This window comes from Anaerococcus obesiensis ph10, assembly GCF_000311745.1.
Taxonomy (GTDB): Bacteria; Bacillota; Clostridia; order Tissierellales; family Peptoniphilaceae; genus Anaerococcus; species Anaerococcus vaginalis.
In genome coordinates this window covers 1-1,689 of the sequence record NZ_CAGV01000032.1, presented here as the reverse complement: position 1 = coordinate 1,689, position 1,689 = coordinate 1, and the positions used below count along the sequence as shown (strand labels likewise).

The following is a 1,689-nucleotide window of genomic DNA, read 5'->3' as shown; positions in this document are numbered from 1 at the left end:
TGCTTGCTCATATACTAATAGTATAAGAACAGCTTTAAGCATAGTTCTTAAAAATGAACCTAATCATCTATGATAAAATTATAGATATTAGGGATGAAATGGGATTGTTTTATGTGCTTGCTGGGTTTCCAATTTAGGAATTACTCATTTGATAGACTCCACCCTCATTCCATTGCCTTTCATCTTTTCGGTTGGTTAGGTTCATTTATTGATTACCTGTATAACTCGTGAGCCTGTTGTGGTTTTGGATTAACAGGGCATCCCAAATTATAGGAGGTATATTATGTCAGAAAAAATTGTTGTAGGAATTGATGTGAGTAAAGCTTTCAGTGATATCTGTATTCTATCACCTAATAATGACATCATCAAAAGACTTAAAATTTCTAATGATATTACTGGTATGAAGTCGCTCATCTATGTACTTGAAAAGGTAGAAGATGAGTACAAAGACAGAGCAATAATTATCATGGAAGCTACTGCACACTATCATCAAATTTTAGCTAATTTTTTCCGTAAGCATAATTACGAAGTCATTGTAATTAATCCGATTCAAAGTGGAGCATTGAAAAATATCAATATCCGAAAAATTAAATCAGATAAAACAGATGCATATAATATAGCGTTGCTATATCGTATTAAGAATTACAACGAAACAATTACACATTCAGATACCGTTAACAGTATCAAAAAGCTTTGCAGACAGCATAAAGAATTGACGGATGAAATTGTGGAACACATCAACCGATTAATCGCTTTTTTAGATATTTCCTTTCCAGATTTCAAGAAAGTATTTACGGATTTGCAAGGGAAAACACCTTTGTCTTTGCTTGAAAAATATCCTACTATACAGGAAGTCTTATCTCCTGAAAATAAGCAAGATATTATTCAACTGATAAAAGAAAATTCACATAAAAGCAGCTCCTATGCCGAAGTAAAATATGAAAAACTATTGAAAGCTGCTGAAAAATCTATTGAAGTTTGTATAGTAAGCCTTAGTTCAGCAGTACTTATTCAAACAACTGTGAGGGTTATTTTTAGTTTACAGGAAGCTTTGAAAGCAATCGATGATGAAATCAAAAGACTATCTCTTTTAGATGAAAAGTTTCATAAAGAAATAGTGCTTTTACAAAGTATTCCAGGAGTTGGAGAGTATACAGCATGTGTCGTTTTATCAGAGCTTGGAGATATATCCAATTTCTCGAAACCGAAAGAATTAGTTGCCTTCTTTGGCTTGGATCCGGGAGTATCCCAAAGCGGAACATACAATAGGAAAAACAATAAAATCTCTAAAAGAGGATCACCTCATGTTCGCTCAATTCTCCATATGCTGGCTAAATCTAATGTGTATCCAAATCGCAACAGAGAGTATTTAAATCCTATTATGCGAGCTTATTTTGAAAAGAAAATAGCTGAAAAACCATACAAAGTTGTAATGTGTGCAATTATGCGAAAGATGGTTCAAATTATTTTTGCTGTTCTCAGAAACCAAAAATCATTTGAATTAAGAACACCCGAAGAACATCAAAAACTAATTCGAGAAAAGAGTAAGTTGGTCGCATAAACTATTAAAAGTGTTGCCTCAAAAAATGAAAGTATATGAGGCTTGTTTGCTATGCACATTTTTAAGTTCTGTGACTGAAAAATATTTTAACATTTTTTTAAAATAACTATTGACTTTCTTAGTTGGTC

The 1,689-nt window shown here is 32.3% G+C and carries 1 protein-coding gene; it reads left to right on the top strand.

Features of this window, described 5'->3' with window-relative positions; all coding sequences use genetic code 11:
• Window positions 1-283 precede the first annotated feature (283 nt).
• The gene (locus HGAG_RS00010) at window positions 284-1,561 is read left to right on the top strand and encodes an IS110 family RNA-guided transposase (protein WP_019117388.1); all 1,278 of its coding nucleotides are present in this window, start codon (window positions 284-286) and stop codon (window positions 1,559-1,561) included.
• Window positions 1,562-1,689 lie beyond the last annotated feature (128 nt).